Source organism: Acidobacteriota bacterium (genome assembly GCA_018268895.1).
Taxonomy (GTDB): Bacteria; Acidobacteriota; Terriglobia; order Terriglobales; family Acidobacteriaceae; genus Edaphobacter.
Genome location: JAFDVP010000001.1, coordinates 1,555,928 through 1,581,370, shown reverse-complemented (window position 1 = coordinate 1,581,370; position 25,443 = coordinate 1,555,928). Strand labels below are relative to the sequence as shown.

General features: G+C 54.0%; 17 protein-coding genes and 1 other RNA gene. 6 read left to right on the top strand and 12 right to left on the bottom strand.

What is annotated here, in order from left to right; all coding sequences use genetic code 11:
* Window positions 1-16: 16 nt before the first annotated feature.
* Window positions 17-1,282, top strand: a complete 1,266-nt coding sequence (locus JSS95_06745) for a D-tagatose-bisphosphate aldolase, class II, non-catalytic subunit (GenBank protein MBS1799509.1) — start codon at window positions 17-19, stop codon at window positions 1,280-1,282.
* Here the strand turns inward: JSS95_06745 and JSS95_06740 are convergent.
* On the bottom strand, window positions 1,255-2,901 hold the full coding sequence (locus tag JSS95_06740; GenBank protein ID MBS1799508.1) for a putative N-acetylmannosamine-6-phosphate 2-epimerase: 1,647 nt from the start codon (window positions 2,899-2,901) through the stop codon (window positions 1,255-1,257). The two genes, JSS95_06745 and JSS95_06740, sit on opposite strands and share 28 nt — an antisense overlap.
* A gap of 153 nt (window positions 2,902-3,054) precedes the next feature.
* Here JSS95_06740 and JSS95_06735 point away from each other — a divergent pair, with 153 nt between their 5' ends.
* On the top strand, window positions 3,055-4,086 hold the full coding sequence (locus tag JSS95_06735; GenBank protein MBS1799507.1) for a hypothetical protein: 1,032 nt from the start codon (window positions 3,055-3,057) through the stop codon (window positions 4,084-4,086).
* Window positions 4,087-4,382: 296 nt separating this feature from the next.
* Here JSS95_06735 and JSS95_06730 read toward each other — a convergent pair whose 3' ends face one another.
* From JSS95_06730 to JSS95_06710, 5 genes are all read right to left on the bottom strand, one after another.
* On the bottom strand, window positions 4,383-6,782 hold the full coding sequence (locus JSS95_06730; GenBank protein ID MBS1799506.1) for a hypothetical protein: 2,400 nt from the start codon (window positions 6,780-6,782) through the stop codon (window positions 4,383-4,385).
* Window positions 6,783-6,867: 85 nt separating this feature from the next.
* The gene (locus JSS95_06725; protein MBS1799505.1) at window positions 6,868-8,181 is read right to left on the bottom strand and encodes a Gfo/Idh/MocA family oxidoreductase; all 1,314 of its coding nucleotides are present in this window, start codon (window positions 8,179-8,181) and stop codon (window positions 6,868-6,870) included.
* A 32-nt stretch (window positions 8,182-8,213) separates the two neighbouring features.
* Window positions 8,214-9,218 carry a sugar phosphate isomerase/epimerase gene (locus tag JSS95_06720; GenBank protein MBS1799504.1) on the bottom strand — a complete coding sequence of 335 codons (1,005 nt, stop codon included), beginning with the start codon at window positions 9,216-9,218 and terminating at the stop codon, window positions 8,214-8,216.
* Window positions 9,219-9,273: 55 nt separating this feature from the next.
* A complete protein-coding gene (locus JSS95_06715; GenBank protein MBS1799503.1) occupies window positions 9,274-10,110 on the bottom strand; it encodes a 6-phosphogluconolactonase in 837 nt (278 codons plus the stop codon).
* Window positions 10,103-11,158 carry a LacI family DNA-binding transcriptional regulator gene (locus JSS95_06710; protein MBS1799502.1) on the bottom strand — a complete coding sequence of 352 codons (1,056 nt, stop codon included), beginning with the start codon at window positions 11,156-11,158 and terminating at the stop codon, window positions 10,103-10,105. Before JSS95_06710 ends, JSS95_06715 begins: the two co-directional genes overlap by 8 nt.
* Window positions 11,159-11,455: 297 nt before the next feature.
* Between JSS95_06710 and JSS95_06705 the strand changes: the two genes are divergently transcribed.
* From JSS95_06705 to JSS95_06690, 4 genes are all read left to right on the top strand, one after another.
* Window positions 11,456-12,742: an MFS transporter gene (locus JSS95_06705; GenBank protein ID MBS1799501.1), complete on the top strand. Its 1,287-nt coding sequence runs from the start codon at window positions 11,456-11,458 to the stop codon at window positions 12,740-12,742.
* 111 nt (window positions 12,743-12,853) lie between these two features.
* On the top strand, window positions 12,854-16,231 hold the full coding sequence (locus JSS95_06700) for a TonB-dependent receptor (GenBank protein MBS1799500.1): 3,378 nt from the start codon (window positions 12,854-12,856) through the stop codon (window positions 16,229-16,231).
* Between the two features lie 713 nt (window positions 16,232-16,944).
* Entirely contained in the window at window positions 16,945-18,438 is a 1,494-nt protein-coding gene (locus JSS95_06695) for a hypothetical protein (protein ID MBS1799499.1), read from the top strand.
* A 589-nt stretch (window positions 18,439-19,027) separates the two neighbouring features.
* A complete protein-coding gene (locus JSS95_06690; GenBank protein ID MBS1799498.1) occupies window positions 19,028-19,873 on the top strand; it encodes a carboxypeptidase regulatory-like domain-containing protein in 846 nt (281 codons plus the stop codon).
* Between the two features lie 569 nt (window positions 19,874-20,442).
* Here the strand turns inward: JSS95_06690 and ssrA are convergent.
* The 6 genes from ssrA to glmU all read right to left on the bottom strand — a co-directional run bounded on the left by ssrA (window position 20,443) and on the right by glmU (window position 25,317).
* Window positions 20,443-20,796: a transfer-messenger RNA gene (gene ssrA / locus JSS95_06685) on the bottom strand.
* 80 nt (window positions 20,797-20,876) lie between these two features.
* The gene (locus JSS95_06680; protein ID MBS1799497.1) at window positions 20,877-21,296 is read right to left on the bottom strand and encodes an EamA family transporter; all 420 of its coding nucleotides are present in this window, start codon (window positions 21,294-21,296) and stop codon (window positions 20,877-20,879) included.
* Between the two features lie 269 nt (window positions 21,297-21,565).
* Complete coding sequence (locus JSS95_06675; protein ID MBS1799496.1) at window positions 21,566-22,003, bottom strand: hypothetical protein; 438 nt, start codon at window positions 22,001-22,003, stop codon at window positions 21,566-21,568.
* A gap of 342 nt (window positions 22,004-22,345) precedes the next feature.
* Window positions 22,346-22,633 carry a 4a-hydroxytetrahydrobiopterin dehydratase gene (locus tag JSS95_06670; protein ID MBS1799495.1) on the bottom strand — a complete coding sequence of 96 codons (288 nt, stop codon included), beginning with the start codon at window positions 22,631-22,633 and terminating at the stop codon, window positions 22,346-22,348.
* Between the two features lie 66 nt (window positions 22,634-22,699).
* A complete protein-coding gene (locus JSS95_06665) occupies window positions 22,700-23,779 on the bottom strand; it encodes a response regulator (protein MBS1799494.1) in 1,080 nt (359 codons plus the stop codon).
* A 116-nt stretch (window positions 23,780-23,895) separates the two neighbouring features.
* Window positions 23,896-25,317, bottom strand: a complete 1,422-nt coding sequence (gene glmU / locus JSS95_06660) for a bifunctional UDP-N-acetylglucosamine diphosphorylase/glucosamine-1-phosphate N-acetyltransferase GlmU (GenBank protein ID MBS1799493.1) — start codon at window positions 25,315-25,317, stop codon at window positions 23,896-23,898.
* Between the last annotated feature and the right edge of the window lie 126 nt (window positions 25,318-25,443).

Here is a 25,443-nt window from a genome sequence, read left to right as displayed (position 1 = left end):
AACGAAGAGGGAAGTCGTGCTTCTGGATATTTTAAAAAATCGCAAGGTTCCTGGCAGTCCAAAGGGCATCTATTCCGTTTGCACGGCTCATCCATTCGCGATTCGAGCAGCGATGAGACAGGCGAAGTCCGACTCCTCTCCGCTGCTCATTGAAGCGACATCGAATCAGGTGAATCAGTTTGGCGGCTACACAGGCATGCGTCCCGCAGACTTTCGGAGATTGGTTGAGGGCCTTGCCGCTACTGAAAAATTTCCGATCGATCACCTCATTCTCGGTGGAGATCATCTGGGCCCCAATCCATGGCAGCATGAACCTGCGGATCGAGCCATGGTATTTGCGGAAGAGTTGATCGCCGAATACGCAAAAGCCGGTTTCAACAAGCTGCATCTTGACGCCAGTATGCCTTGTTCCGACGATCCGGCGGATCTGGCCGCAGAGGTCGTTGCAGCCAGGTCTGCTCGTCTATGCGCCGCTGCGGAAAAGGCTTCAGACAAAAAAGAATCGCTCTACGTCATTGGAACCGAAGTGCCTCCGCCGGGTGGGGCAAAGGAGGCCATGGAATCAATGCACGTGACCCGTGTCAACGATGCTGAAGAAACACTGCAATTGCATCGGCAAGCATTCAGGGAACGAGGGTTGGACGGCGCATTGGAACGTGTCATTGCGATAGTCGTCCAGCCAGGCGTCGAATTCAACCACGATTCAGTCTACGAGTACCGGTCAGAAGATTCACAGGCGCTACAGGGATGGCTTGAGCAGCATCCTCCCCTGGTTTTTGAAGCGCACTCCACCGACTATCAAAGGCCGCAGGCATACAGGGAACTGGTCAACGACGGATTTGCAATCTTGAAGGTCGGCCCGGCGGTAACGTTTGCCATGCGCGAGGCGCTCTTTGCATTAGCTGAGATCGAACATCAGATCATTGATCAAGCCAGTCAATCGCAACTTATGGAAACGGTTGAAAGAGTAATGGTGTCGTCTCCAGCAAACTGGAAAGGCCATTATCATGGCGGTCCTGAAGTACAGCGCCTGCATCGTATGTTCAGCTACAGCGACCGCATCCGGTACTACTGGAATGAGCCGGAGGTGCGTGAATCGGTCAACAGGCTGCTAGTGAATCTACGAATGCACAATATCCCAGAGACCTTGTTGAGCGCGTACATGCGTGAGCAGTATCACCCGCTACGAGAGGGATTGGTAGCCAATGATCCGCTCGAACTGATGCTGCACGCAACGCAGCAAGCCTTGCGACCCTATGCTGAAGCATGTTTTCCAATTTGATGGAATGCGCTCACCGCAGCTCCAAGAACGCCGGCATACCTGCCTGATTCGGAGTGAAGTATGACGGGCGGTCGCTTGTTGCCGAAATGGATGAGGGACTGGGCCCGCTCTTGGACCTCGCGTACAAACGCTGCCTGTCCTTCAATAAGACCGCCGGAGAGTATGATGCCATCGGGGTCCAGAATGTTGGAGATGTTTGCCAGGCCTTCGGCAAGATAGCTGGCAAGTTGAGAGTAGGCCTGACGCGCTGCGATGTCGCCTTCTATCGAAAGCCTGGAGACCTCTCGTGCAGCGGTTGCGGCAGGTTGATCTGCGAAAGCGCCTGGCTTTTGTTTGCGGTACTCTTCGACCAGAGCAACAGTCGAGACATAAGCCTCAAGGCAGCCACGACGGCCGCAATTGCACTCGCGTCCGTCGAAACGAATCGTCTGATGGCCGATCGTTCCCGCAAAGCCAAATGTTCCACGCACCAGGCGGCCGTCTACGATGACTCCTCCGCCTATTCCGGTCCCGATCGTAACCGCGACAATGTTCGATAGCCCACTAGCCTTGCCGAAGCGCACCTCTGCCAACGCGGCGGCCTGGGCATCGTTTTCGACGTACGCGGGGAGACTGGATATGCCGCGAAGATGCTGTTTGATGTCAAAGTCTACCCATCCGGGGAGATTGTCGGTCGCTGCAAAGACAGTTCCGTTTTTTGCATCGATTGCGCCGGCACTTGCAACGCCAATCCCTGCTAAATCGAGGCCCGCATCTGACGCTGCTCGTATGGTTCCAAGTGCGGTATCCAGGGCTTGCACAATCGCTTGGCGTCCCTGGCTCGCCTGCGTCGGAACATCGTGTGCGAATTGAATTGCGCCATCGGCCGAGACAACTGCGGCCTTTACGGCTGTTCCGCCAATATCAATCCCAACAACGTATTGCGATGGTTTTGGCTGGGCAAAGGAGGCCATCTCCTTAACAAATGTTGCCGTAATCACGCCCGGGCGTGTGATGGCAGAGCCAACCACAACACTCCATGCGCCGGCCTCAAGAGCTATGCAAGCCAACGCCGGTGTCGAGACATTTCCTTCCGCGATGATGGGTTTGCCGGTTTCGCGCGCTAATGCAGTAACGAGTTCGGGGTGAAATCCCAGTGAATGTTTCGTCTCTTCTGTATAACCGTGAAGCGTTGGGGCCACTATGTCCGCATTACCTTCGGCCGCGAGTATGCCGTCGTGCAGAGTAGCAATATCGGCCATTACGAGCAGTCCCAATTCGTCATGGATGCGGCGAACGATCTCGCGCCACGGTTCGCCGTGCTTATGCTCCCGGTCGGTGCAATCGAGGGCAATGATATTGGCTCCAGCCGCAGCTAATGCTGCCGCCGAGGCAAAGTCCGGAGTGATACGCAGTTGTCCTCCCTCAAAGCTCTTTTCAATCGCGATGATCGGGAGATCGGTGTCCTGACGGATAGCGCGCACGTGTTCAGCGCTATTGAGCCGAAGTCCACTTGCCCCACCAAGCACCGCTGACCGTGCGACGCGACGCAGCGTCTCCGTGTCTTCCATTGGGTCATTGGGGAATGCCTGACAGGAGACGATTAACTTGTGTCGAAGGGATTGCAGGATGGTGTCCATGGGAGAGAGCTTTCTGTGAGAAGTCGGCTACTCGGAAATAATAACGGGTAGTCGAGGGTAAGCTGTATAGTCTACTAGGGCGATTTCGATATCTGAGTCCTTAAAATCGACCTACCGGCCGATTGAAATGACTGGAAGGCGTTGAGGAACTACATGCACGAGGTTGTTCTTGCTGGGATCTTGCTGGCAGCGCTGTCGGGCGTCATGAATGGATTATTTACCCTGCCGATGCGCTTTCTGGGCCGCTGGTCCTGGGAGAACGTCTGGAGCGTATTTATCGCAGGTGCGTGTCTTCTTTTGCCTGCGCTGATTGTTTTGACGATAGCGCCGCAAAGCGTCCCGCTCTTGATGCAGGCGCCGAGGTCTGCAATCCTCATTGCACTGGGGGCCGGCTTCGCATGGGGATTCGGTGCAATTATGTTCGGCCAGAGTGTGAGCGCAATCGGCATTGCTCTGGCCAATACCTTTGTGCTTGCCATTAGCTCAGCCTTTGGGGCCTTCCTCCCCATGCTCTTTCTTCATCCTGGAAAGATCCACGAGAGGGCCGGCCACATGGTGCTGGCCGGAATCGCGGTTGAAATTTGCGGCATAGCGCTTTGCGGTAAAGCAGGGTTGCTGCGTGAAAAGGCCTCTCAGAATGAAAAATCTCGGCGCGGTAATCTTGTGGGCAAGTCAAGACCATTGGCCGTAGCGATGTTGCTGGTTGTGGGATCAGGTCTTCTATCGGCTGTATTCAATATCGGTTTCGCCCTTGCGCAGCCGATCGCCGACTTCGGCCAGACTCAGGGACTCAGCTCATTTGCAGCGACCAACTTGATCTGGCTTTTGATGCTTGGCGGTGGCGCGCTGTCCAATCTGGGGTTCTGCGCCTACCTTCTGCGTAAAGGCAAAACGGCGTGGAAGTTCACTATGCCGGGAAGCGCACGGCTGTATATCTTAGGAGCGCTGATGGCGGCATTGTGGGGGGGAAGCATCTTTGTCTATGGTGCGGCAACCCCCAGGCTGGGCGCTCTCGGAACTTCAATTGGCTGGCCACTAAGCCTAGCTACAGGGCTACTCGTAGCCAACGTTGTTGGACTGCTCTTGGGAGAATGGAAAGGAGTCCCACGCCGGGCCCTGGGCTGGATGGTTTCTGGTATAGCCGTTCTTATGGTTGCAATCGTTGTTCTGAGCGAAGCTGGCTAAGTCTGTATATATGGTGGAGGCGGCGGGAGTCGAACCAGACCAAGCTGCTGAAACACCCAACTTGTTGATGCGGAAATGCCAGGATTGGAACGAACTACATCACTAATTCGATGGAGTTCTCACGTATCCAAAGCCTTCTTCGCTTACTTGCATTGCTTTATGTTGCAATATTTCGATCACCACAAATGAGATATCCCAACCTCAGCGTATTGGGTTTCCCGTGCGTTTCATGACTCGCGCGAGTTCCAGGTTGACGAAGAGGCATTGCCAATTTTGCAAGGCGTGCAACCGTAATACTATGGCGTATCCTCGACCAACTCGGTGGTTGTAATTTGTAGGACGCGGCCGTGGCCTCCGAGACCCCTGGGGGAACGCCACTCGAAATCCAAATTTCCGAATGAGGTTAGGGTAGCTGGAATCGAATAGGTCATTTCAAGACAACCGTTAGCACTGGAATGGCACGTTCCTTTCAAAAGGATGTGATTGGCGCTGAGCTTTAGGTCGGTGGAGTCCTTGGCATAGGTGACGTGGAAGAGGTACTTCGTATTTTTTTTGAGATTGGGATACTTCATCCTCATGGGTTCATCATAGAGGCTCCCAAGGTAAGTCCTTTTGCTGATAGGAAGAACCTGATCGGATTGAAGTGACTTGATAACTCCAGAGTAGATTCGTTCGTTGAGTATGGGGTTATCCAATGCAGGAGGCTGCGGCAGAATGTGTGCTTGGCGTCCAGGTTGGCCAATATCGTCATAAAGAGGGGAAGTTGGCGCGACCATGTCTAGTATCTCCTTCACGATGGCTGTGCGGTTGGTCCCGGATGTAGCCTTTGCATATTTGAGTTTGCCGAGAATCCAAAGCCTATCGGTAATAGGTTCGTCAACAGAGTCGGCATTAGCTCCGCGGTCCACCGATGATGCGTGATGGCGGCTGACGGTTAGTTGCATGCGGACGGAGGCGAAAAGGTCATCGGCAAGATTCTGAATCCGCTGGCATAGGCTGGAGACGGAGCACTGCGGCGGCGTAGCAATCGCTGTTTCCGCCTCGATGATGTTCTCATTAGTATTTGAGGGATAGGCCGAGCGCAAAATTTGAACCGCTTTCTCTTGAGCTGAACTTTCGTCCCTCAATCTGCGCTGAACGTATGTGTCATAGTAAGCGCGATAGAGAAGCTGCTGGAAGCGCCAGTTAGTTTTGAGGCCGGGGTATTTCGAGGCGAGTACCTGGAAAGCGGCCAGCGTGGGTTCGATGCTTGGATTGCTGCGCGCGGGGCCGCGCCAGTTGTCCTCTAGCCCATGAAGGGGAGGCAGGATTTCACTAGACAATGCCGGTGCCAGAAAAAGATGAACATATTGCGCAAGGATTTCGTCGGAGGTTTGCTTTGAGTTCCACCCCCAGCCTGACCACAGAAACTTATTGACATCATCGTTGACTCCTTCGGAGTAGGTGACAAAGCCGATGGTGGTCTTCGAGGCGCTGTGAAAGATAAGGCCTTCATCAACTGGGCGCGGATTAATAGGCTCGCGCCCCTCAGTAAGTGCGAAGGCAGGGTCCCAATTTGGCACAGGGTGCTCGGAGGATGCTGTGTGAGCAATGTCAGGATAAAAGCGAATGGGAATCGAGGGGGGAACGTGTGCGCGGAATTCGGCTGGAGTTGGACGCATCTCCGAGCCGTAGACGACACCGGTAAGCCACGATGGGCGATCTCGAAGCAGGGCATAGAACTGCGAAAGCCACTCCTCGCTGAAGGCTTGAGGGGAAACCCAAATCTCAGCGTGAGGATGATATTTGTGCAGCTCAATGGCAACGCGGCCCAGGAAGTGAAAGAGAACTTTGGGATCGGTGTGTCCGGGGTCACCTCCCGGGACGAAGATGGAGTCGACCTGTTGAAGCTGCGAAAAAACATTGCCCCACTCATGGATGGAACGCTCCAATTGCGCCGGGTCGGTATAGTCCTTCTCCATGGCAGGAAACCAAATGGAACAACGAAGTCCGTAGTGATGGATAAGGGAAGATAGGCTGACCATCATCTCCATCGACGGCACCGGAAAGAGCGGACTCGTCGCCGCATCGTCAGAGTGCGGAGGGATCAATTCGATGGTGTTTGTGCCAAAGAGGATAAGATCGCGAATGTATTGATCGAATGCCTTAATGTCCCATCCGTCGTATGTATTGTTTTTGGGACGGTAGCCGAGTTGATGTCCGCGTACAGGGTATTCCGGCTCCTGGTCGGTATCGACTAGATTCGCGGAGAATATGGATTGTGGCTGCATATCGAGATGGCGAAGGAAATAGCCGATCCCAAAAAGCACACCCCGCGTGTCGTTGCCTGCGATCAAGACAACGCGCTTGTCTTTGCCAAGGATGCGAATGGAGAAGCCTTCTGATTCGGCGGTCTCGACGAAGGAAGGTATCGCCAGATGTCCCGCAGCCAAAATTCCGGTCAGATGTGGCTTTGTGGCGACGATAACGAGCGGTGCGCTTGTATTGGCAACCTCTGTGGAAATGGGCCACGCGATGCGCGTTCGTTTCGAAACCTCTTCACTGAGGATCTGTGCGGCTAGCTTTTCGCGAGAATCTGCCAACGGAGAAATGACGATTCGGCTGTCGGTCCATTGTTGCGCTACAGCCGGCATCGTCTCAAGAGACAGACTGACGAAAACAGGAGCAAAGAGCAGAAGAAGCTGGCGCGCTCTCATTGAAAACGATCCAATCGTGGGTTGAGGCAATCGATAGTTGAGAAAGAGCCGTGCTCCCACTCATGATGGGAGCACGTAGAGAGGGTCAGTGGGAAAGGTAGGAGCTTGCCGGCGTTGCAAGTGCCTCTTCAAGAGTGATGCGCCTCTTCTGCCGGTAAGACAGATTCGCCATATGCACGCCGAGAGCAGACTGGTAGCCCAACTCTACAGAAGCCGCAGGCTGCTTGCGGTCGCGGAGACGAGCGACCCAGTGAGCCATATGATTCTCTCCAGGATTCTTGCCAAGCATCGGCGTGCCATTGGGGTTATTGAGCGTCTCGGGATAGTAGCGAACTGGCCCAGGGGCGTTTTCTTCGCTCTTTTTATCTCGGCTCGTATCCGCAGGCCCCGTGATCATATTATTCGAGCCACTGAGGTGCTCAATCGTTCCATCGCTTCCAAGGAATCGCTCTCCCATTCCATAGAATTTATTGTTGAAGACGGACTGCCAGACAAAGACAAAGTCGTTTGGGTATTCGATTGTGACAGAGATCGTATCCGGCACCTCGCGTCCATCCTTGACGGAAAAGATTCCACCCGTCATGGTTGCGGATTTGGGAAGAGGCAGATTCATGGTTTCGATCACCCATGCAAGCTGGTGGACCATGTTTTCCGCGGTATTCCCACCGGAAAAGCTCCAGTACAGTCGCCAGTTGATGAACTTTTCGGCGTCGAAGGTGTCGAGCTTGCGGCCATCGAGAAAGAGCTTCCAATTTACGTTGGAGGCCGTGCACTCTTTTGGAATGGCGCGCCTCCACTGCCCGACATCATGTTTTGTGTTGCGGCTCATCCAGGATTCAACCATAGTGATCTTGCCAGTTAGGCCTTTTGCAATCCAATCCTTTGCATCGAGCAGCGAGCCGGACGTGGAATCCTGAAGCCCGATTTGCACGATTTGCTTGGATGCCTTTGCGGCTTTCAGGCATGCCTCAGCCTCTGGAATATTCCAGGTCATGGTCTTTTCGCAATAGAGATCTTTACCGGCCGAGAGTGAATCGAGAAAGTACTTCGAGTGGACATGAAGCGGCGTCGCATTGATGACCGCGTCGATATCCTTGCGGTCAAGAAGGCGGCGAGGGTCATCGTAGGTGTCGATCGAGGGATAGGCATGCTTCATTTGCTCCCTATGTAGCGAGAAGACATCCGCGACGGCGACACATTCGACATTGTACTGACGCAGTGCGCTACGCAAGTCCTCCCTTCCGCGCGATCCGGCACCGATGAGACCGATACGGATGCGATCGTTGGCGCCCAGAATGCGGTTGGTTTGCCCGAGCATGCGATAAGGGAGAGCCTGGCTGGTGGCTGCCGCGGCAATCCCGGAAAGAAACTGACGACGTCCGATACTGATTTCTTTCATACGATCATTTCTCCTGATTGGTGGCACTGCGTTTAGAGTTGGAGAACGCGGGAACAGGGAATCTCCGCTTGGCGAAGTGCAGATTTGAGGCCTTCCATACTTTTCTGTGTTGCTTCTTCCTTAGTGCCAGGCCCACGCCAATGGGTCTCAAGGCTTACGCCAAGGTGATAGCCCGCAGCGGCGAGAGCGCGAAACTGTCCGACCCAATCCATGACGCCCCCACCGATCGGCGCCCAGGTGTAGGTTCCGTCTTTGCGAACCACATCCTTGCAGTGCACGTGGCCGATACGATCTTTTGGTAACAAGGACCATCCCTGAGGGAAAGGATGACCGCCGACGGCAGCTTCATTTGCGGGGTCCCAGTTCAACATGAAGTTCCGATTGGGAACCGCCTTCAGTACTGCCACAGCTTGTTCTGCAGTCTGGGTGTTGCAGCTTTCCTCGTTTTCCATAACGAGAATCACTTTATGCTTTTCACACCTTTCGGCGGCTTTCCGCAGTTTTTCATTGATGGCGTCGCGGTAGGGTTTCTGATCCTTGAGTGTCAGAAAGTCGAAGCAGCGAATACGATCCGTATCGAATTGCTTGCACAGAGCGATGCAGCGCTCGAGAACTTCATCCTGCTGCTTAAAGCCAAAGTCATTCTCGAAAGATCCGCGGTCTAATTTCCCAAGTTTGTTGTCAGCCTGATCGGAGTATGGCCACGGAACTTTGAAGAGGGGGCTGCCCAAATTGGTGACCTGGAGTTGATGCTTTTTGAGGATCGTCTTTGCCTCTGCAATCTCCTGAGCGTCCAGAAGCGTGATGTTCTTTTTCCAGAGAGTTCGAATTTCCACCCATCCCAGCCCCATCTGCCTGCTGGCCGTCTCGCAGGCTTCTCCGAAATCCTGGGAGATCTCATCGGTGATGACGGCCATGCGAAAGGTGCATCCGGCAGGGGGAGCGATCAGAGGGGCGGCCGACAAGGCTCGATGAAAGGGCGTACCGGCAGCGGTGATAGCGGCGGTATGAAGAAACGATCGTCTGGAAATACGCATTGTCACTCCTAAAAAAATCGAAGTAGTGGTTCGTCTTGAGAGATGCCAGCTACGGTTATTCGTGGAGTAGAGAGGTGATCTCCGCTGAAGATTCAGTGTCGAGATACAGCGTAGCGTTTGGATGCGTGCGGAGGATGGTTGCGGGACAATCCGGGGTGATCGGAGCCTCGAAGACTTTTTTGACGATTGCGGCTTTCCGCTCTCCAGGAACACTTGCGACCAACATGGGAACTCGCATGATCGCGGGAATTGTGAGGGTGAGCGCGCGAAGAGGAACATCGGTGAAGCTGCCGAACCAGCCTTCGGCGTATTGCTGTTCGCGACACGCACCGTCAAGATTTACGAGACGGACGTCTCTGGGGTCAGCAAAGTCAGCCTCCCAGGGATCGTTGAAGGCGAGGTGGCCGTTCTCGCCAATGCCGAGAAGGCAGAGCGAAGGATTTACCTCGCGAAGTCTTGCGGCGTATCGCTCCGCGGTCCCATCGGGATTCGAAGAGTCTCCGTCAAGTTCATAGAAGGCCTTCATCTTCGACTGAGGAAGCTCCTTCCGAAGATAGCCTCGAAAAGAAGCGCGATGATCCGGTGTCATTCCGACATATTCATCCATGTGGAAGCCGATGATCTTGTGCCATGGCAGATCAGCTCGACAGCGAAGATGGCGCAGCGTCTCCAGCTGCGAGGCGCCTGTCGCGAAGACAACGCCGAAGCTGTCCCGGTCGCGGGCCAAGCGCAGAATCTCGTTGGCTGCTTTGTCGGCAGCGGCATTTCCCAATCCACAATTGTCGACATATGATTCGATCCGTAGAGTGCCAAGTTGTGACTTTTTCAAAGGTGTATCCCTTCGCTTTTTTAGTTGAGGAGTGTCTAATTCGTACTCGGGGTGTTCAGTAATTCTTTAGGTTTCGGAACTCCCGGCAGGAGTCCCTGCGAACGAATTCCGTTGGAATGACAATCTTTTGCGGCGGCGTATTCGGGGAGGAGATGCGATGAAGCGCTGCTTCCACCATCTTCTTTCCAATCTGTTCCGGGAACTCCCGAATGGTCGTCAATCCTGGATAAAGCCAGTTGCCTACGGTGTCATTGCAACCTGCGACGCTCACGTCCTCAGGGATGCGAAGACCACTGTCACGCAGAGCACGATAAACGCCATGTGAGGCAAAATCGCTTCCACAGAAGATCGCTGTTGCGTTGTCGTTGGCCAGAATGGATTTGGTCCCCAGATATCCGATCTCCGCATTATCCTGAGAATCGATCGATGAAATTTGAGGTTTAAGTTGTGCCTCTTTCATCGCCTGCTCATATCCTTCATAGCAGCGCGCATACCATGGAAGCCGTAAATTCCCGACATACCAGATGCGCTCATGGCCGCTATTTATGAGGTGACGCGTCATGTCATAGCCGCCCTGAACGTCATCCGAGTAGACCATGTCAGGCTTGAGTTGCGGCGGCGTCCCCAGGACGTTGTTTCCTAAGGTGACAAAGTTGACATTCTTATGCGTGAGCAGTTCCATGAGGTTGGCCGAGTTCGTTCCAGCCAGCAGAACAGCACGGACCACATCGTGTCGTTGGACGACACGAGGCAAATGCAGTTCTTTCCACGGCACATGCGGCGGATAGTTGAAGGAGAGAAAGATCATCTCCCATCCGTGTTCGGCACAGGCAGCCTCCGCACCCATCAGAATCCGCGAGTGAAAGGCATCGTGCATCGTTCGATTGCACAATAGGAATGCAAGCGACTTTTCTTTTTGTGATTTTGATAGATCGAAGCCGAGAGCTTTGGCAGCCGCGATGACAGCATCCCTGGTCTGATCGTCGACTTTACGGCTGCCACTGAGCACCCGGGATGCACTTGAAATACTGACGCCTGCGCGGGCAGCCACCTGCTTAAGGCCAACTTTACCCGTGTCTGCGGGGGGGGCCGACTTCGTCCTGCGCTTCATTGCTCGCATCTCCACTTCATCGGGCTCACGCAATATCGGCAAGTGTAGCAGCGACCTTGAAAACTTGCCAAGGAATATCCAATTATTGCCAAAGGGATTTGCAGCATCGTGGACGTACTACCGGGTGGATCTCAAACAATTCCAGAAAACGAGGAATCTACTGAAGTAGTGCTTGGAAAATTTGCCAATAACTTTGGAAAAATAGTTTTGACAAATGTGTGGCGACCCATTATGGTTTCGGTTCAGCCGACAATTGCATTCGTATTGTCGACATAGGAGCGCACGGTGCAGGCAACAATGGAATCCGGAAGAACAGCCAGGAAGCCTCAGGGGCGAATCCGCTGGGTCATTGCATGGACTCTGTTTTTGTCGACGGTGATTAATTACATCAGCCGTCAGAGCTTCTCTGTCCTATCGCCGGCGATCTCTGCGCAGCTGCGTTTCACGCACGAGGACCTGGCTAAGATCTTTGGCTCATTTCAGTTTGCTTATGCCCTGGCATGGCTCGTCGGCGGCCCCGTCCTCGATCGCATTGGAGTCCGAAAGGGTTTGAGTTTCGCAGTCATTCTTTGGTCGGCCGTGAATGCGCTGAGCGCGTTGGTGGGATCCGTTGCGGGTTTCGTCGTCACGCGTTTTCTCCTGGGAATTGGAGAGGGCTTCAATTGGCCAGGGGCATCGAAGACGGTCGCTGAGTGGTTTCCCGACGAGGAGCGCGGCATGGCCGTCGCTATCTTTGACAGTGGGTCGAGTGTGGGTGGGGCATTGGCATCGATCGCTTTGCCTGTCATCGCCTTGTGGTTCGGATGGCGTCCTGCGTTTATTTTCACGGGAATATTGGGCTTTCTGTGGTTGGCTCTATGGCTCTATGTCTACCATCCGCTCGATGATCACCCACGAGTTAGCGAAGACGAGAAGCATCTGATTCGAGGTGGGAGTTCTGCTACGCATGTCACAGACCGGAAGACCGGTTGGCTGAGTTTACTCGCGAACAGAAATGTCTGGGGCATCATCCTTGGGAGATCCCTGACCGATCCTATCTGGTGGTTCTATGTCTTCTGGCTGCCACAATATCTCGCCGATACGCGAGGCTTTTCGCTCAAGCAGCTGGCGGCGTTTGGCTGGATCCCTTTTGTTGCGGCAGACCTTGGGAACCTGACGGCAGGTTATGTCTCGTCGTTGGTGATTCGCCGTGGTATGCCCGTACTGCGCGCCAGGATTCTTATCTGCATAGTCAGCTGCATTCCCATACTTGCAGGCATCCCGGCCGCTCGAACCTCGAGTCCGTCCGCTGCCATTGCTTTGGTTTGCATCGCCTTGTGGGGATTTGCCAGCTGGTCGACGATGGGGCTCACCTTCCCGTCGGACTTGCTTCCCCAGAATGTTGTGGCCACGGTTACAGGTCTCAGCGGTTTTGCGGCGGGACTCGCTGGCACAGCATTCACTGTCCTCGTGGGAAACACGGTTGGCAGGTTTGGGTACACCCCAGCATTTTTTGTCGCCGCTCTACTGCCTGTATTGGCGACTGTAAGTGTCGTTGTGTTTTTGAGATCACCACGGACAGAACAGAGAACAATTCCGTTGTGAGACGGCTCCCACCCGGCACAAGCGTGTCGGCGTTTTACCTGCAAGAAACCAGAATCTGTGACGGAGAAAGAGATGCTCATTCAACGAATTTTCCAGGCTGTATGTATTTCGATGACATTGTTGGCCTCGGTGGCCTATGGCCAGGCTGTCAGTGGCACGATCGTCGGTATTGTGCAGGACCAATCGGGAGCCTCCATCCCGAACGCGAATGTCATAATCACCAATGAAAAAACCAATGTATCTCAACACGCGGTCACCAACGGCAGCGGCAACTATACATTTCCAGGCACGTCTCCAGGAGAATATCGAGTTACGGTTGAGCACGAGGGATTCAAGAAACAGACGATGGAGCACGTAGTCATCTTCGTCAACTCGACGACTCGTGCAGATGTGACTGTCGTCCCCGGCAGCGTGTCGGAGACGATCGATGTTTCAGCGGCTCCTGCGCAGTTGCAGACGGACCGCGCCGACATTGCGACGAATATTGAAGATCGACAGATTGCAGATCTCCCGATCAGCGGAACGCGCAACTACCAACAGCTTTTAAATCTTGTGCCTGGCACAACGCCGGTCCGCTTTGAGAACTCCCAGTTCTTCAATGCAGTTGGTGCCTTGCAGACTCGAGTCAATGGCATTCCCCGCCACGGAAATCTCTATCAGATCGAAGGTATCGATGATACGAATCGGACGGGTCTGTTGCAGTTCATCATCCCCCCGGCAGATGCCATCGGTTCGGTTGATATCTCAACAAATAACTATGAAGCGGAATTAGGTCGCGCAACCGGCGCTGTCACGAATGTCATCTTGAAGTCCGGTACGAACCAAATTCACGGTTCTGCTTTTGAGTTCATTCAGAACAACGCTGTGAACGCACGCTCCTACTTCGGCGGACCGCTTGGCCACCTGGCCTACAACTACTTCGGCGGAAGCCTGGGTGGTCCCCTCATCCATAACAAGCTCTTCCTGTTCGGAGATTATCTTCGCACAACGGACCGTGAGGCCATCGCGAACACGTTTACGATCGTTCCAACTCAGTTTTATACCCCGAATGCGCAGGGCAATATCGACCTGAGCGCGCCTCTTGATGCCGCAAAGAAGACGGGCCAGATCTATGATCCGGCAACCGGTAATGCCGATGGCACAGGACGGCAACCCTTCGTTAATAATCAGATACCGATAAGTCGTGTAAACCCCATCTCGCTTGCGATTCTTCAACAGATGCCAAAACCGAATCAGAATCTCACGAATCTGGCGGCGCCGACAAATAATTACGTTACCAATCTACCGTTTACCAAAGACACTCAAAGCTTCGACCTAAAAGGGGATTACAGCTTAAGTGAGAAGGATCGCCTTAGCGCCCGTTATAGCTTCCAGCGCGTCACGATCATGCAGGCACCTGCGTTCAGTTCCTTTGCGGGTGGACCGGCAGGCAATGGTTTTCAAGGGACAGGCGTTCAGAACTCCTACAGCACGGGTGTGAATTACGGCCATGTCTTTTCCCCCACACTCTTCACGGAGACGCGCATTGGCGTCGCCCATCTTATCAATCGGGCGCGGCCTACCAACTATGGTTCCAACGATGCCACCAAGCTTGGCATAGCCGGCGTGAATATCGCGGGAATTCCTTTTACCTCGGGTCAGATCCAGATTAGCCTGGACGGTTTTTCGAATCCAGCATTCGGCTATTCCAAGTCGATCCCCTGGGATCGTTCGGAGTCCAATATTGACTTCGTCAATAGCTGGACTAAGGTCCTGCATAACCATACGGTAAAGTTCGGCGTTGATCTGCGCCGTGTTCGCGACGATATCTCTCAGTCGCAGACCTTCGGTGGCCCAGGAACGATCGCCTTTGTCGGTAATCAAACATCGACGAACGCATCTGGCGCTGTCAACAATGTCGCGAATACGATGGCCAGCTTCCTGCTCGATCTTCCGAGCTCAGTGGGACGGGATATTGTTAATCCGACGCGCTATCGTCAGTGGTGGTTCTTCTCTTTTATCAGCGACAAATGGCAAGTGGCCCAAAAGCTTACGCTCGACTTAGGCCTGCGTTGGGAGTTCTATCCACCGGCGACTCCAGCAGAAGCGGGCGGTTTCTCCAACTACAATCCAACAAACAATACGTTGGTCCTGGCTGGTATTGGCAATAATCCAGCGAATCTCGGAATGAAGACGCAGTATCGGTATTTTGCTCCGCGTACAGGTTTTGCTTATCGCGTGTCGGAAGCAACGGTGTTACGTGGTGGCTATGGCATTAGCTACATGCCCTTTCCAGATGATAGCTATGCGTTCAACTATCCAGTGCGATCGAACAATAGCTATACACCGGTCGGCAGTACCTCCTATACCCCTGCCGTGCTGAGCAACGGTCAGGTCGCGACATTCCAGGCGGGTTTTCCGGCGCCGGTTCCAGTCACCATTCCCAGCAACGGCATCATTCAGGCAAATACGTCGGCTCTCACACAGCAGGCTTACAACGTAGTCCCTCTGGACTATAAAAATCCTTATGTGCAGTCGTGGAACGTCGCCGTACAGCAAGCTCTGCCGTGGAAGCTATCGCTGCAACTAGCGTATGTCGGCAATCACGGTACTCGAATGGCCACCCAGCAGGATATGAATCTTCCCTCTACATATGGCGGGGGAAATACCTCCAAGCCGTTATATGCTCCATTTGGTCGCACGGCAACGACGACAGCCATTACGATGGGCTTTTCTTCCAACTACAACGCGCTGCAGGCCCAACTTGATCGCCGCTTTTCCAATGGCATTGCGACATCGACCGCATTTACATGGGGGAAGGGGTTAGGTTATGTTCCTTCGGACGATTCGGCGCTTATGTTCAATATCAACAAACGCAGAAACTATGCTCCAAATGACTATGATCGCCGTTTGACTCTGGTTGAGAGCTTCACGTATGCGTTGCCTTTCGGTTCGGGCCACCGCTTGGCGTCATCCCGAGTTCCATCGCTGGTCTTTGGTGGCTGGAAGCTTTCAGGTATCGTCTCGTTGGTTTCGGGTTCTCCTTTCACCGTGTCAGCTAATGCTGCCAGCCTCAACACTCCAGGTACAAGCCAGACGGCGAGCCTGTTAGGGCCGTATCGTGTGTTGAAGGGAATCGGAACCGGATCCGCCTGGTTTGATCCGACGGCGTTTGCTCAGCCGGCGGGGTGCACGTCGTCTCCATGCACTAGCGCAAATGTCGGCCTGGGGAATACAGGACGCAATCAGTTCTATGGTCCCGGCTACATCCAAAATAGCTTCTCAATCTTCAAATCATTTCCATTTATCCGGGAGTCGAAGATCGATGCTCGGTTGGATGCATTTCAGCTGAGCAATACACCGCAGTTCAGCAATCCTAATTCGACATATTCCGCCAGCTTGTCATCGACCTTTGGAAAGGTAACAAACACGGCGAGCTCGGGTCAGGGAAGTGTTAATGGCATTGGTGGAGGTCGTTCCTTGCAAGCATCGGTGAAGCTTTCATTCTAGGAAACCTGAGGGTCCGCATGAAGGCGGACCCTCAGGCGTATCAAACTGCAGTCTCGATGTCGGACGGAGTGAGGCGATCACCATCGTCCTCTATGAGGCCCGAGAAGAGGTGCTCTTGAGAAGCACAAGGAGGAGATTATCTAACCTTGGTTCCAGGGTAATTGATGGTGGAGGCGGCGAGAGTCGAGCTTTTCCCAGGGCTTAGCCGCTTGCTTGTTATCGACCGACAACAGCGACACATCCTGAAAAAGTAGGGGACTGACTGAACATCTGCAATTGAGCCAGGCAACTCCGTGCTATCGAAGTGGAGATAAGAATTTAAAGAGGTTTTGACAGGCAAGCCGCTACGATGGCGTGGCCGGTGAGACCTCCGGACTGGAAACAATGGAGCTACCCAAATGATGGCATCGGATACGGATATGAAGGTCAGAGGATAGGTTTTCGTACCGGTTGATCTGAGTGGTGTCAAGCGATGCGCAGTGGTTCGACCACTGCGCATCGGCGCGTGTTAAAGCCCTGGATTCTCGCAAGAAAGATTCCGTGACTGCCGCGCGCTGTGAAAGAGGGATTCGATATCATGTGACCACCTTTTTTGTTGAGTTCAGCACGTGATGTGGCGACTCAAGCGAATTGCCGGTATACCAGGTAGGAGTGTCTTATCAGGGCGTTCTGACGCTAGCGTTCTCTGGTAAGTGGAGGTGGTTTGTGGGGGAGTGGAAGGGTCGGCCGAGGCGGTATCGTCTTTGTCTGCTGAAGAATGCCATAGGCAGATTCAGCGCATCCTACAGTCCGTATCCTTTCGCAATTCGGTGACCTTACAGCAACTTCTCCGGTTTCTCGCTGCGCGCACCCTCCAAGGCTCTCAGAAGGAACCTCTCAAGGAATACACAATTGGTGTCGAGGCCTTTGGCCGAGCGGAGGACTTCGACCCCAAGACAGACACCATCGTCCGTGTGCAAATCCACAGGCTGCGGCAGAAGCTGAAAGAGTATTACGATTCAGAGGGAAGTCGCGACCTTATCTATATCGAAATCCCAAAGGGCGACTACCATCCTCACTTCGAGTCCTTGGCAACTCATGTTCTCGCACCAAGTACTGCCCCAGGGTCCAATGCAGATGGAGATCTGCGGAGCACTTCTACGCCCGGCAATCTTCCCGGTACTCTGACTTCTTTTAGCGCTCCCACCCCTCTGCGCAAGCAAGTCCGCATTCGGAGATTTTTTCGTATCACCTTGCCTGCCGGTTTTGCCGTTGCTCTCTTTTCGTTAGGATTTTGGCTGGGGACGCGCCAGCAGAAAGAGAAGCCGACGGTGCAGACGATCCAAGACTACCGGAACGGCACCGATGCGGTGAAGGCATTTTGGGCCAACCTGATCGGCGATGATACAGCACCAGTTATTGCCTACCCTGACGCGGTGTTTCTGCTGGACAACTCGAACGATCTCTTTCGATTTCGGCAGGGTGCAAGTGATGATCGCGGCGCTCTCGTGGACCCTCATCTTGCGCGTCAGTTTGCGTCGAACCCAACATTAGTTTCTGAAGCAGGCGTGCTCTACTACGACAATGGCTACACGGGAGCTGGTGAACTGCAGGCGGTCGGCATGCTGGCCAGCCTATTTGGCCAAATGGGCGTGCAACCGATATTCAAGCCGAGCCGTGAGATCACACCCGCCGATCTTCGCCAGCACAGTGTCATTCTGCTAGGGTCTTCCTTTCAGAACGTGGCCGTGGCGCAACTGATGAATGTGGGCGATCTGGTTTTTAAGAACCCGGATTCGCGACTCGAAGGGTGGCGGGCGGAGATTCAAAATGCCCATCCGCAGCCAGGAGAACAGGCGAGCTATCATACGGAGCGAGATCCGGTGACCCACACGCTAACGATGGACTATGGAGTGGTATCTGTGCAGCCCGGCGTCGTCCCCGGACGGCACATTGTGATGCTGGGTGGGCTAGACACCACCGGGACCGAAGGCGCTACGATGTTTGCCACATCGCAAACCGGAGCTGAAACACTGCTCAAAGCTACTGGTCTCATTTCGGATCATGGGGCAGCTACCGAAATGCAGCCGTTCCAGGTCTTAGTTAAAGTTCCTTTGGAAAAAGGTTATGGTGTTTTGGGAGTGACCTTAGCTGCTGTCCACAAAACCCTGAAGGTGGCTAACCCCCAGGGAGTGATCAATACACCCGAGCCTGCGCCGGCGCACTAACTTAGTACTTTCAAGAGATTATGCGGCCGGACCGAGGCGATCGGTTCAGGTTCAAGAAGCTGTGCGACAGGGCTCTGCAAGAGGTCTTTGCATGGCTCGCATCTTGCGACCCAGAGTCTCTTAGTGCGTTCTCTTGCTTGACCTGTCTCTTCTCTCCTCTACGCATAGATTGTGCCTTCTTGAGCGGGGGAGGGATTGTCATTTAGTCCTGCCAAATCACGTGACATTTGCATGTAACAAAGGTGAAACACACCTGTAATCAATGACGTAACGAGCTCTGCCGCACCTTCGTAACCCCACGGTCACTTGTTTTTGTTTCGGGCATTCCTCTAGGGTGATCCGCATCATCGCAAGGCCTTTGGTCCGTAAGGCCGGGCAAAAGCTGACATCCAGAATAGTGACGAGAGCACAAGGTTGAGAGCTAAGTGTGGCGGGTTTTGGTTGAGGAGAAGGAAGTGAAATGGGAGGCAGTATGCGAAGTGGATTTCGGTCCTTCAAAAGTACGACGCTGGGGGACCCGTTTCGGGTTCTAAGTTTACTGTTCGCAGCATTTGTGCTTCTGTCTGCCCCGGCTCTGAAGGGACAGGGCGTGAGCGGCAGAATTGTGGGAACTGTGCAAGATAGAAGCAAAGCGATCGTCCCCAATGTGAAGGTCTCTGTGATCAATCAGGAGACGAATATCACTGCGGTGGCCACAACGAACGCCGAAGGGCAATTCCGAATTGAGAACCTTCAGCCCGGCAATTACCGGGTACGATTTGATGCTCCAGGCTTTCGTCCCTATATTTCTAATGGAAATACAGTCGTCGTGGACAATGCGACGCAGGTAAATGCCATTCTGGAGGTTGGGTCCAAAGCGGAGACTATTGAAGTGACGGCAGCCACGCCACTGATCGACACCACCAGCAGCTCCATGGGACAGGTCATCAGTCAGTCGCAGATTGAAAGCCTGCCGCTGAATGGCAGGATTTTCTCACAGTTGGTTCAGACTGTTCCTGGCTCAGTCGCCACAGGATTCGGAAGTGCTCCTGAGTCTGCAGCTGGTGCCGGGGCAACTACGGCGATCAGTGCGAGCGTCAACGGACTGCCATGGGCCGGAACCACGTACACGCTCGACGGCGTGAGCAACATGGAACTATTGAATGGATTTATCAACATAACGCCGCCACTCGATTCACTCCAGGAAGTCAAAGCCTCGTTAAACAATGCGGACGCGACGGTTGGCACCTACGGAGGTGCGCAGGTTAACGCGATCCTCAAATCCGGCACCAATGTTCTGCACGGGTCGGCCTACGAGTACTTTCGCAGCGATTCCCTGAACGCATATCAGTGGAGAGCAACGACCAAAGCTCCGTATCGTTCGAACCAGTTTGGCGGCTCCTTCGGTGGTCCCATCTCCCCACCTCAGCGTCGCTTCAGTTCATCTTGCCAGTAGTATCGCGATCTACCGAAGCTATCACTCAATCCAGTTCCAGCTCCATCCGCATCACAAAGCCTAAAGGAATCCTCACGGTTCATACTGATGTTCCAAAGGGTTTTGAACCCATTCCAAAAGAACGGACCTTCAACCTGGTACCCGGTCTTGAAGCCGTTCCTCTCACACTCGCTCTTACCCCAGGAATCGCTGTGACCATCCAGATCAAAGCATGGCCGTAAACGTCTAATCTGAAATGTGGGGGGCGCCGTGTATACCACCGGCGAGAAACGGCTTGTAGATCGTGGCTTAGCTGAGTTCGCTCTGGGGTCGCAGCAGGATCTTCGGCCTCTTCAATAACGCGCGACAGATCCGATGGCGCGCTCCAACTGCCGGTCTTCAAGCTGCGCCGAACGTAAGTTCCGTTCGCTGTGCCTCAACCCACATGGGATGAGTGCAGCGTTTGTAGAAATGGTCCGCAGCCTTGGAACGGCTCTTCAAATAGCGTCGATAGGGAGTTAGCATGACCGGTCTATCGGTCACTGGAATGGTACTGTTCTATATGTACGTAAAACTAAACAACTTAAGTATGGTGGAGGCGGCGGGAGTCGAACCCGCGTCCGAAAAAACCTTCAACAGAGAGCATTCATGCTTTTCCCGTGTCATCTTTGTCTCGTAGCCGGCACTTAGAACGGGCGAAGATGTAACGGCCACCAGCCTGATCGATCTCGCCATTCCCGCACAGGCGGAGCAGGTTTGGCCAGCCTACTGTGCGACGATTGGTATCCGCCCGTAGGCGAAGCGGAAGCAATCGGCTACTTAGTTAATTAAGCAGCAAGCGCGAATTGAGGTTCGGCACTTATAGTTTTGTGAGCGATTACGGGTGTTCACACCCCGGCATGCCTCTCTGCCGCAAGCAATCCCGTCGAAGCCGTGACGCCCCCATCTGGAGCTGGCACCAACATTGCATTGGGCTCTGCAAAGAACTGTCTCTATTATACAGTTTTCCTTCAAGTGAGCTTTATCAGGCAAAAGCAAGAATCACCGCGCCAATAGCGATTAACGAAGCTCCGCCAGCCTTGATAAGAGTTAGCTTCTCCCCTAGAAACAGCCACGCTCCAATGACCACGAAGACCACACTAAGCTTGTCGACAGGAGCGACACTCGAAGCAGGCCCCATCTGCAAGGCGCGGAAATAACAAAGCCACGACAGGCCTGTACAAACTCCAGACAGGATCAAAAATATCCAACTCTTCCGTCCAATCTCGGTAAGGCCATTGTGTTTCTCCAGGCCAAACGCGACCGCCCACGTAAACAAGACGATCACCGAGGTGCGTATCGCCGTGGCAAGGTTTGAGTCGATATTGGCCACACCCACCTTGGCGAATAGCGCAGTCATGGCGGCGAAGACAGCCGAAAGAAACGCCCAGAAGATCCAGTTCATGGCTTCGAGCATACGCGCCGGCGCGGACCCCCAGACACATTTAGTGAATAAGTATCTGCGTGAAAAACTAGCTGGTTTGCTTACGGCGTGCTTGGAGAAGCAAAGGTTGAATCGCTCTTCGTCGACCCGCATAACTCATACGAGTCGCGATGGAGCAGAACTGAATGCTGAGGAAGCCATAGCAGGGTTGAAGGCAGTCAGAATAAATCCCGTTACACACGACTTTCACAGAAGGGAAGAGACGTCACGCCAGACTCAGGGCGCTGGGCCTACATTGTGGCTTTTTCGAGGTCGACATCGATCCAGTCGCCTTTTTCAATTCCGGCACGAATCTGCGCGGCAGTCTTGCCCTTCTTCGTCTGTTGATAGGCATATACCGCTTCCTTCATGCACGTGGAGCAGGCGGCTCCGTGAGTACCTTCGAAGCAGCTATGAAGGCTGTTGTGTCCCATCGCGCGGTCGCAATGGCAATAACAGGGCTGCTGGTGAAGGACAGCGGGGATCTTGGCGGCCATCTTATACGCGGTCGCCTGGTAGGGATGCGTAAAGTACTCGCCTGTAAGTTGGTTGCCGCTAAGAATTGCAGGAAGCGGCTTGGTCGGTGCTTTTGCATTGTAGGCAGGAACGTCTGCCCCAGGATTGCTCCACTGAGCCGATGCAGCAAGCGTGACAAGACCTAATGCAAGAGATCCCAAAATTCGCTTCATACAGCAATCCTAATCTGAGGCTTGAGATTGTGGCAAAAAAGACGGCACGAACATTGCTGCTCGTGCCGGGAGGCCAGTGACGCAACTTGTGTCAGCTGAGGATTCATTCACTCAAAGCTGAAAATTGTCTGGGAACATCGTCCCCATGAAGAAAATATACCACAATATGTAACACGAAAGTCCAAAAAATACGTTGCACCATAGAAATGACGCATTTTTAACTCATTCCAAACCCTGAATATATAAATATAAAGCCAATAAAATCAATAATTTAATATGTAGAAGTGGTTTCGTAACTGGCATTTGGCAAATCAAAAAACTCCATATTCAAAATTTCATTATTTAGGTTCGACCGAATACATCGCTAATGCGAGCGGCCATTTTGATATCGCGTTTGGTGATCCCTCCGGCGTCATGGGAGACAAGACTCAGCTGAACTTTGTTGTAGCGAACGTCGATATCAGGATGGTGACCTGCCGATTCCGCGAGATCGGCAACTTTGTTGACGAAGCCTATTGCTTCTGTGAAAGTGCTGAAGCTCCATTCACGGACAAGTTTTCCCGAGTCCAGCTTCCATCCAGGATCCGTTGTAAGGTAAGCAGCGATCTCCGCTTGATTCAGTGTGGGCATAGCTCTCCCTCCCGGTTCTGCATCCTAGAAGCCTTCAAGGCGGTTATGCAAGTTGGCCGACAAGATTCAGAGGGCCGTAAATGCGAGGAAGTCGCAGTGCCTGGATCGCTCACGCAGACTGCTCCAGGCCTCATCCTTAATCTCCTGAAATATCCTGACAATCTCAGGATCGAACTGTGTTCCGGAACACCGTATGATCTCACTACGCGCCACGTCGTAACTTGCACCCTTGCGGTAAGGACGATCGGACGTGATCGCATCGAGCGCATCTGCGATTGCGAAGATGCGCGCTCCTAGCGGGATCTCCTCTCCTTTTAATCCGCGTGGATATCCGCTACCGTCGAATCTCTCCTGATGGGCATAGACAATCTCGGCTGCTTCGCGCAGGAAGGGAATCTTGCGAACCATGTCGTAGCCGCTCTGGCAGTGCTCCCGCATGATGACCATCTCTTCCGCGTTGAGCCGTCCCGGTTTTAGCAAAATAGCGTCGGGAGTTGCGATCTTTCCAATATCGTGAAGGAATGCCCCGCGAGCGATGATGCGCAGATGGTCTCCATCGACACCGGCAGATCGGGCCAACGCCACGGTATATGCGGTCACTCGCCGCGAGTGCCCCTCGGTCTCTTCGTCGCGCAGGTCCAGAGCATCGCCCATAGCTTCAATCGTGATGTCGTAGCTGCGTTCGAGGTCTTGCATCGTCGATCGTAACCGGCTTGTGCGCGCCGAGATGATCTCTTCAAGGTGCTGACGATACGCAATATTCTGTCGTAAATTGCGGCTGTGTTCGGCTGCACGAGCAACCGCTCCCTCAAGTTGAATGCGTTCGAAGGGCTTCAAGAGATAGTCGAACGCGCCTCGACGAAATGCGCTGGTGGCGACGTGGACGTCATGCACTGCGGTACACATGATCACAGGCAGGCCCGGATGATCGGCAGAGATTCGATCGAGAAGTGTCAAACCATCGGTGCCCGGCATCATAATGTCGGAAAGAACTAGAGAGTATCCGTGGTCCTGGCTGAGCGTCTCAATCGCCTCATCCGCGCTGCCCGCAGTGACAGAAGAGTAGCCGCTGTGTTCAAGCAACGCAGCCACGATACCCCTTACCGGTGCCTCGTCATCAACCACAAGGACTCTTTCATGTGGCATCTGTCTACAAGGCTCCAGGCGCAGTCGCGCTTCTACACAATCATCGGCTGCGCTCGTGGGGCCATTAGTCGTATTTGATCTTGTGCGGTTTCTCGGTTCTGAAGAAGCGGACGTCTCTATGTCTGCTTCTGATCCCGGGCGGCTTTCTTTGCTTCGACCCAACCGGGTTTTGTCACCTGGCGGGCGCGTCCGAGTGCGAGAGCACCCGTTGGAACATCGTCGGTAATGGTACTCCCAGCGGCGATGTAGGAGCCGGATTCGATAGTGACGGGCGCGACCAGCGTCGAGTCCGAGCCGACGAAGACGTTGTCGCCTATCGTCGTCCGGTGCTTGTTCACTCCGTCGTAGTTGCACGTGATCGCACCGGCTCCGACGTTTACGTTCGCCCCGATCACGGCATCGCCGAGATAGTTCAGGTGGTTCGCCTTCGATCCTGCGCCGAGTGTGACCTTCTTGGTCTCGACGAAGTTGCCGACGTGAGCGCCTTCGCCGATCTCGCTCTCGGGCCTCAGGTGCGAGTACGGCCCGATAATCGCATTGTTTGCAATTGTTGCTGAGTCCATGATGCAACCGTTGCGGACCGTAACATTGTCACCAATCGTCGTGTTCTGGAGCACCGAGTACGAACGTACACGGCAGTCAGAGCCGATCTTCGTTGCGCCAAAGAGTTGTACATATGGCTCGATAACACTATCGGGTCCGATTTCAACTTCGGCGTCGATTACGCAAGTATCGGGGCGGAAGATCGTCACTCCTGCGGCCATCAGCCTCTTTGTTGTTTCGAGTCGCATCGCCGCGTCGAGGTGCATCATCTCGGCGATGGTGTTCGCTCCGAGCACTTCGTCGACCGAGTCCGCTTTTACGGCGACGACGCGCTGGCCGTCGGCGACCAGCATTGCGGCGACGTCTGTGAGGTAGAACTCGCCATGAGCGTTGTTGGTGTCGAGCCTGTCGAGTTTTTCGAAGAGGGAAGCGGTGCGGAAGCAATAGATGCCGGAGTTGATCTCGGGTGTTGCGAGTTGGTCGGGGTTGAGTGATTTCTGCTCGACGATCGCTGTGACTTCAGGCGCATTCGGGTTCACTCGGAGGACGCGGCCGTAACCAGTGGGATCGGAGGGTACGGCGGTGAGGATGGTCATCGCCGCCTTTTCGCGGAGGTGGGTCTCGCAGATGGAGGTGATGGTTTCAGGGCGGATCAACGGGACGTCGCCGGAGAGGACGAGAAGGTTCTCCGGTATCGGCGCGCCAGAGAGCGCGAAGAATGCCTTGACCATCTGCATGGCGTGGCCGGTACCGCGCTGTTCCGGCTGGAGGACGAACTGGACGCCGGTGGACTCGACGGCTGCGCGGACACGATCAGCTTCATGGCCGATGATGCAGTAGATGTTGCTGGCCGGAACGACCTTTTTTGCTGCGGCGATGACGTGCAGCAGGAGAGCGCGGCCGCCGATTTCGTGGAGCACTTTTGGGCGCTTGCTCTTGAGCCGCGTGCCTTTTCCGGCGGCCATGATGGCTATGGCAAATTGTTGCGTGTCCATTCTGACGCTATCTTCTCATGAGCGTTAAAGAGGGCACCCACCCCCCCGGGTATCAATTATGCAAAATATTAGAAACAAAAGGGTTATTTGAGCAGTACCTTTGAGGTTCCGTTTTGCACCCTCTAT

Excerpts from the sequence above, each read along its gene's own strand:
- JSS95_06670 (MBS1799495.1), bottom strand. The coding sequence starts at position 22,633 with ATGCCCACACTGAATCAAGCGGAGATCGCTGCTTACCTTACAACGGAT.
- JSS95_06730 (MBS1799506.1), bottom strand. The coding sequence starts at position 6,782 with ATGAGAGCGCGCCAGCTTCTTCTGCTCTTTGCTCCTGTTTTCGTCAGT.
- JSS95_06705 (MBS1799501.1), top strand. The coding sequence starts at position 11,456 with ATGGAATCCGGAAGAACAGCCAGGAAGCCTCAGGGGCGAATCCGCTGG.
- JSS95_06665 (MBS1799494.1), bottom strand. The coding sequence starts at position 23,779 with ATGCCACATGAAAGAGTCCTTGTGGTTGATGACGAGGCACCGGTAAGG.
- JSS95_06710 (MBS1799502.1), bottom strand. The coding sequence starts at position 11,158 with ATGAAGCGCAGGACGAAGTCGGCCCCCCCCGCAGACACGGGTAAAGTT.
- JSS95_06700 (MBS1799500.1), top strand. The coding sequence starts at position 12,854 with ATGACATTGTTGGCCTCGGTGGCCTATGGCCAGGCTGTCAGTGGCACG.
- JSS95_06720 (MBS1799504.1), bottom strand. The coding sequence starts at position 9,218 with ATGCGTATTTCCAGACGATCGTTTCTTCATACCGCCGCTATCACCGCT.
- JSS95_06735 (MBS1799507.1), top strand. The coding sequence starts at position 3,055 with ATGCACGAGGTTGTTCTTGCTGGGATCTTGCTGGCAGCGCTGTCGGGC.
- JSS95_06675 (MBS1799496.1), bottom strand. The coding sequence starts at position 22,003 with ATGAAGCGAATTTTGGGATCTCTTGCATTAGGTCTTGTCACGCTTGCT.
- JSS95_06680 (MBS1799497.1), bottom strand. The coding sequence starts at position 21,296 with ATGAACTGGATCTTCTGGGCGTTTCTTTCGGCTGTCTTCGCCGCCATG.
- glmU (MBS1799493.1), bottom strand. The coding sequence starts at position 25,317 with ATGGACACGCAACAATTTGCCATAGCCATCATGGCCGCCGGAAAAGGC.
- JSS95_06740 (MBS1799508.1), bottom strand. The coding sequence starts at position 2,901 with ATGGACACCATCCTGCAATCCCTTCGACACAAGTTAATCGTCTCCTGT.
- JSS95_06725 (MBS1799505.1), bottom strand. The coding sequence starts at position 8,181 with ATGAAAGAAATCAGTATCGGACGTCGTCAGTTTCTTTCCGGGATTGCC.